Genomic DNA, 6,000 nt, shown 5'->3' with positions numbered 1-6,000 from the left:
AACAAGGTGCTGACGTTGCATCGTGTAGTTCCCCCGCTTTAGTGGACACCTTCTCCTAACCAGAGGAGGTGGTATATGGCCCGATACAATAATCCGAGAAAGACCTGGCAGTATTCGACGGACTTTAAAGTAAAGGCTGTTGAGCTTAGCTGTCAGGAAGGCATTCAGGTCCAGCAAGTGGCGGCTGGGTTGGATATCCACCCGATGATGCTTTCGAGGTGGCGCAAGGAATATCGAGAAGGCAAGATCAAGCCAGATGGTCGAAAGCGTGTTGGTGTAATGAAAGAAAAGAAAGCCCCCTCCGCCGAGGAGCTGAAAGAACTCGATAAGCTCAAACGGGAAAATGCCCGCTTGCAGAAGGAGAATGACCTTCTAAAAAAGTGGCAACGGTATCTGTCGGATCGACATCAGAGCGATTTGGATTCATCCAGGAACACGGACGAAGACTAGGCGTCAGGTACCTCTGCAATTGGCTGGGTGTGTCGAGAAGTGGCTACTATGCGTGGTGCAAGCGGCAGGAGCCACAACGAGTCCGAGATGATCGGCGCTTACTGAAGAAGGTGCGCCGGATCCATGAGGATTGCCGGGGCGTCTATGGCAGTCCGAGAGTACATCAGGCCTTGCGTCACGAAGGCATCCGGGTTGGCCGTAAACGTGTTGAGAGGCTGATGAGGGAGGCTTCGCTGGTCGGGCGTGTAGCAAAGCTATACCGCAGGGTGCCGGGTGTGGAGCGATTCTATCAACGCCACAAGAACCTACGCCTGAATATGCCGGCACCAACCGGGGTAAATCAACAGTGGGTAGCGGATCTCACTTATATCAAGGTTAACCGGCAATGGCGGTATCTGGCGGTCGTGCTGGATGTCTATTCGAGGAAGGTGATTGGCTGGTCGCTGGGAGACCGGAAGACAGCTGATCTGACTCTGAGGGCCTTGCGCCATGCCTTACGGGTGCGAATGCCGTCTTCGGGCCTAATATTTCATACGGATCGTGGTGTGGAGTATGGAGCGTACTTGATCCAGAACGAGTTAGGCAGGCACGGCATCAGGCCCAGTATGAATCGGCCTAAACAATGCACGGACAATGCGCATATGGAATCCTTCTTCCATAGTATGAAGGCTGAAGTGATCCATGGCGTATCGTTTAAGGATGAGCAAGAGTTGCGAGCGGTTCTGCGTGGCTACATCAACCAGTTTTATAATCAGAAACGGTTACACTCTGGCATTGGCTACGTGGCCCCGGCAGAATACGAGAGAATGGCAGCGTGAAATGAAGCGTGTCCATTTTATCGGGGGAAGATCATCGGCTGGCGATTGGTAATCTGGTGCTTGATGAAAAGTTGAAACCGGGTGAGTGGCGGGAGCTTACGGCGCCGGAACTGGCTGTCTTTTTGGATTAAGCCGTTGGAGCTTTGCTTGCAAAGCGAAGGGTCAGATTCAGCGCTTCGCCTTGCGAGCAAGGCTCCAACGGGGAGCGGTGGTATCAAACCAGCGGCTTGCCATGCTTAAGGCGGCGGCGGAAATCCCATAACACCAGGTTGTAGGGCGCCTGCCGGATGACGCGCGGCAGCAGCAGACTGATGCGGCCAATGGTGCGCACGGTACGCTCGAAACGGCGCTGCTTTTTGTCATTCCATTCCAGCTGCATTTGCTCACGGATCTCGGCTGGCAGGAAACCGGTGGTCACAAACCGGTTGAAAGGCCCCAACAGAAACCGGGTTGGCGAGCTGAGGAATGTCAGGTCGGCAATCATCATCAGATACTGGCGGATACGCTCGTCAATGTGCAGCTTCTGCAGGCCCTCCTGCCAGTAGGCGTCAAACGCCTCCAGGTCTTTCGGCCAGGTATCCTGCCGCACTTGCAGGGTGGTCCCCAGCGGGTGGGCCAGCTGGTAAAAGGTTTCCTGTTCCTCCCGGCTCATTGGCCCATGGAGTTTCTGGTGAGTGTCCACGAAGCCCCAGTAGAGACAGGCGGCGACCCACATCTGCAGGTTTTCATCGAAGGCGTTGTATTTCACCGGTGAGTCTTCGGTGGAGTGTACCTGGGCATGGGAACGATTCACTGCCCTGCGGTAGGCCAGCTTCTCTTCACTGGTGCCCATCATGGCGACGGCCAGGTAGGTGAAGGTGGTGCGCGAGCGTTTGATCGGATGATGCAGGATTGAGCCACTTTCCACGCGGCTTTCCGCTACCCCATACCCCACCGCTGGCAGGGCCAGTTGCAGGATGATGTTGGCACCACCGGCCAACAGCATGGCGCCATCGAAGATACCGGGGAATTGCTGATCCAGTTCCCTCGCGGTGAGGGGAGTGGGCCATTCGTGTTCCAGTCGGGCCTGGCGGCTTTCCAGGTTGGCTTGAGCTGTCATTGTTTTTCTGTCCTCGCAGTCAGCGTGGTGGTTCATACGCCTGTTTCATTTCATGCTAGCGAGGAGTGCGCCATCAAACAATGAGACAAAATTAATTATTTGTATCATTGTGGCTTTTTCTGACCACTTATAGCCGCAATGCCCGGAAAACCGCGCGCACATGGCCGGCCAGTACATGGGTGGCAGAGCCTTCTTCACCCCGATAAAGCATGGCGATCTGGTAATCGCCCAGCTCCGGTAACTGGTATTCATCGCCCAGTTGCTGCAGGGGTGGCTGAATCAGGCTGAGGGGGAAGGGGCCAATGGCCAGATCGGCCTGCATGGCGGCTTCCTGGCCGGCGCAGTGTTCACTGGTGTAGGCGACGCGATAGCGGTGATCACTGCGGTCCAGAGCTTCCAGGGCCATCTTGCGCCAGGGACACCCCTGGCTGGCCAGTGCCAAGGGCAGGGGAGTCTGGCTGACGGCGATGCCGCCTTGTGCGCCGGCCCAGACCAGCGGTTCGCTATGCACCACTTCCCCGCGTGCCGGGCGGGCCTGTTTGCCGGTGGTGACCATAATCAGATCCAGCTTGCCCGCATCCAGCTGCTTCAGCATGTCGGCGCTGCGACCGACAATCACGTTCACCTGTACTGCAGGATGGGAGCGGGAAAACTGGGTTAGTACCTGGGGCAGGATGCGGGTACCGATATCATCCGGAGTACCGAGTCGTACGGTGCCTTCCAGCTCCGGGGCGGTGAAGTGGCTGATGGCTTCCTGGTTCAGTTTCAGCAGACGTCGGGCATAGCCAAGCATGGCTTCGCCTTCGGCGGTCAGGCTCACCCGGCGGGCTTCGCGCAGGAACAGTCGCTGGCCTACCTGTTGTTCCAGCCGCTTGATCTGCATGCTCAGGGCAGAGGGGGTACGGAACACTTCGGCAGCGGCCTGGGTGAAGCTCTCGGTCTCGGCGATGGCCACGAAGCTGCGCAGGATTTCCGTGTCCAGCAGAGGCTGAAGAGGGCTGTCCGATGGCATGTTTCACCTTTCAGAAAAATTGAACGATAGGTAAAGATCTTTTCGATTTACTGATAGTAAACTCGATTGCATCATGGAGGCCAATCACAACCCAGCCACTCCACAACGTTCTCGAACAGGGAGGAGACCATGAAACGCAATGACCCCCACACACTGGAAGCTCCCCAGCGGATTCAGTCCCGCAAGCCGGACCTGCACATGCCGGCCATGCCACCACTGGAACTGATGGACGCTCTGGACTATCGCATTCGGCTGGCCTGGTATCGCCTGCGCAAGAATCGCGCGGAGCAGCGAGCCCGTGTGATCCAGCGGCTGCAAAGGAAACCGGTCTGAGCGTTGCGTCTGATGCGGATGTGAAGGCACAGCAAGGCGCCTGATTCGCCTTGTGAACAAGGCTCCAACGGGGCAGCGATTTACCGTTGGAGCTTTGCTTGCAAAGCGAAGTCTTCAGATTCCCGGCGACTGACCAGACACAAAAAAGGCGCCTGAGAAGGCGCCTTTTTTGTTTGCAACACGGAAGCCGTGCGGTCAATTACATGTTCGGGTAATTGGGGCCGCCGGTGCCTTCCGGAGCCACCCAGTTGATGTTCTGGGTAGGGTCCTTGATGTCGCAGGTCTTGCAGTGCACGCAGTTCTGGGCGTTGATCTGGAAACGCTTGTCGCCAGTGTTCTCGTCCTCGACCACTTCGTACACACCCGCCGGGCAGTAACGCTGGGCCGGCTCGTCCCACTTGGGCAGGTTCACCTCAAGCGGTACGTTCGGGTCTTTCAGCGTCAGGTGACACGGCTGATCTTCTTCGTGGTTGGTGTTGGACAGGAATACGCTGTCCAACTTGGCGAAGGTGATCTTGCCGTCCGGTTTCGGGTAGTCGATCTTCTTGCTCTGATCTGCCGGCTTCAGCGTAGCGTGATCCGGGGTGGTGTCACGCATGGTGATCGGCAGTTTGCCGTTGAACAGGTTGATGTCCACGAAGGCAAAGGCAGAGCCGATGAAGTTACCGAACTTGTGCTGGGCCGGGCCGAAGTTGCGCTGAGCGTGCAGTTCTTCGTGTACCCAGCTCTTGTCGAAGGCGTCCTTGTACTCGGTCAGCTCGTCGCTGCCACGGCCGCCTTTCAGGGCTTCTGCCAGGATTTCTGCGGCAATCATGCCGGACTTCATGGCGGTGTGGGTGCCCTTGATCTTGGCGAAGTTCAGGGTGCCAGCGTTACAGCCCACCAGCAGACCACCGGGGAAGGTCATCTTCGGCAGGGATTGCAGGCCACCTTTGGAGATGGCACGGGCGCCGTAGGAGACACGCTTGCCGCCTTCCAGGTGCTTGCTGATTTCCGGGTTGGTCTTCCAGCGCTGCATCTCGTCGAACGGAGAGACATGCGGGTTGGAGTAGGCCAGGTCGGTGATCAGACCCAGGGCAACCTGGTTGTTCTCGATGTGGTACAGGAACGCACCACCCGGGGAGCCGGATTCGGTCAGCGGCCAGCCAGCAGTGTGCACTACCAGACCTTCCTGGTGCTTGGCCGGATCGATGTCCCACAGTTCCTTGATGCCGAGACCGTAATGCTGCGGGTCGGTGCCTTCGCGCAGGTTGAATTTTTCCTGCAGCTGTTTGCCCAGGTGGCCGCGGCAGCCTTCGGAGAAGATGGTGTACTTGGCGTGCAGCTCCATGCCGGGGGTATAGCTGGGCTTGTGCTCGCCGTCGTGGCCGATGCCGGAATCGCCGGTGGCGATACCTTTCACCGAACCATCTTCGTTGTAGAGTACTTCGCTGGCGGCAAAGCCGGGGAAGATCTCGATGCCCAGACCTTCGGCCTGTTCTGCCAGCCAGCGGCACAGGTTACCCAGGGAAATGATGTAGTTCCCTTCGTTGTGCATGGTCTTGGGTACGAACAGGTTCGGCACTTTCTGTGCCTTTTCCGGGCCGGTGAGGTAGTAGATCTCGTCGCCGGTGACCTTGGTGTTCACCGGAGCGCCCATTTCCTGCCAGTTGGGAAACAGCTCGTTCAGGGCGCGCGGCTCAAGCACCGCACCGGAGAGAATATGGGCACCGACTTCGGAGCCTTTCTCTACCACGACCACACTGATTTCCTGACCGGTTTCCTGGGCGATCTGGCCCAGACGGCAGGCGGTTGCCAGACCGGAAGGACCGGCGCCGACGATGACTACATCGACTTCCATAGATTCGCGTTCCACAGCCTGTCTCCTCGCTATCGATTGCGTGTTCGGCCCTGAAGCCACTGAGAAAGGGGTTCTGAAACACTCTGCCACAGAAAAACCTTTCTCAGCAGCTGCCTGGGGCCAGCCTTGGGGTGGCGCGGAGTATATAGAGATAGGCGAAACCGCACCACTGCCTGGGTTGGCCGCAACGCCCGCTGCATTGTTACCGGGTGTTGATCCGGCGGGGCGGCGCACTGCAGCTATTTCAAACAGGTGTTCGGATTATCCCTTGCTAGCTGGTTGATTTACAAGGAAATGGCCGACTGCAAAGTCACGAAAAGTGGACACCTTGTGTGGTCTATTTGCAGCAAAATCATTCGCTTACAGATTTTCGGCCTATTGACCTGCTTTAACCTAGCGTTCAAGATAGCGGCTCTTTCGCGGGGGTGGACCCGGCAACGGCGTCAAT

Annotated in this window: 5 protein-coding genes; 2 read left to right on the top strand and 3 right to left on the bottom strand. The window is 57.5% G+C overall.

Features of this window, described 5'->3' with window-relative positions; translation table 11 throughout:
• Window positions 1-75: 75 nt before the first annotated feature.
• Window positions 76-1,268, top strand: a protein-coding gene (locus B3Q33_RS04600) for an IS3 family transposase (protein WP_273010285.1) whose coding sequence is annotated in 2 segments (ribosomal slippage) — window positions 76-373 and window positions 373-1,268 — 1,194 coding nt in all. Because the reading frame shifts where the segments join, the coding sequence is not laid out codon by codon here.
• Between the two features lie 214 nt (window positions 1,269-1,482).
• Here the strand turns inward: B3Q33_RS04600 and B3Q33_RS04595 are convergent.
• Window positions 1,483-2,367: an oxygenase MpaB family protein gene (locus B3Q33_RS04595; RefSeq protein ID WP_272962834.1), complete on the bottom strand. Its 885-nt coding sequence runs from the start codon at window positions 2,365-2,367 to the stop codon at window positions 1,483-1,485.
• Between the two features lie 127 nt (window positions 2,368-2,494).
• Window positions 2,495-3,379 carry a LysR substrate-binding domain-containing protein gene (locus B3Q33_RS04590; RefSeq protein WP_272962835.1) on the bottom strand — a complete coding sequence of 295 codons (885 nt, stop codon included), beginning with the start codon at window positions 3,377-3,379 and terminating at the stop codon, window positions 2,495-2,497.
• A gap of 129 nt (window positions 3,380-3,508) precedes the next feature.
• Between B3Q33_RS04590 and B3Q33_RS04585 the strand changes: the two genes are divergently transcribed.
• Window positions 3,509-3,712, top strand: a complete 204-nt coding sequence (locus tag B3Q33_RS04585; RefSeq protein WP_035244720.1) for a hypothetical protein — start codon at window positions 3,509-3,511, stop codon at window positions 3,710-3,712.
• 199 nt (window positions 3,713-3,911) lie between these two features.
• On the opposite strand, the gene B3Q33_RS04580 is transcribed toward B3Q33_RS04585, so the two are convergent.
• Window positions 3,912-5,567, bottom strand: coding sequence for an electron transfer flavoprotein-ubiquinone oxidoreductase (locus B3Q33_RS04580; RefSeq protein ID WP_272962836.1), 1,656 nt, complete (start codon window positions 5,565-5,567; stop codon window positions 3,912-3,914).
• Window positions 5,568-6,000 lie beyond the last annotated feature (433 nt).

The organism is Alcanivorax sp. UBA3183 (genome assembly GCF_002364155.1).
GTDB lineage: Bacteria > Pseudomonadota > Gammaproteobacteria > Pseudomonadales > Alcanivoracaceae > Alcanivorax > Alcanivorax jadensis.
The sequence above is the reverse complement of the archived record's forward strand: the minus strand, read 5'-3'. Positions and strand labels throughout refer to the sequence as shown.

Coding starts and splice junctions, on each gene's coding strand:
- B3Q33_RS04595 (WP_272962834.1), bottom strand. CDS start 2,367: ATGACAGCTCAAGCCAACCTGGAAAGCCGCCAGGCCCGACTGGAACAC.
- B3Q33_RS04590 (WP_272962835.1), bottom strand. CDS start 3,379: ATGCCATCGGACAGCCCTCTTCAGCCTCTGCTGGACACGGAAATCCTG.
- B3Q33_RS04585 (WP_035244720.1), top strand. CDS start 3,509: ATGAAACGCAATGACCCCCACACACTGGAAGCTCCCCAGCGGATTCAG.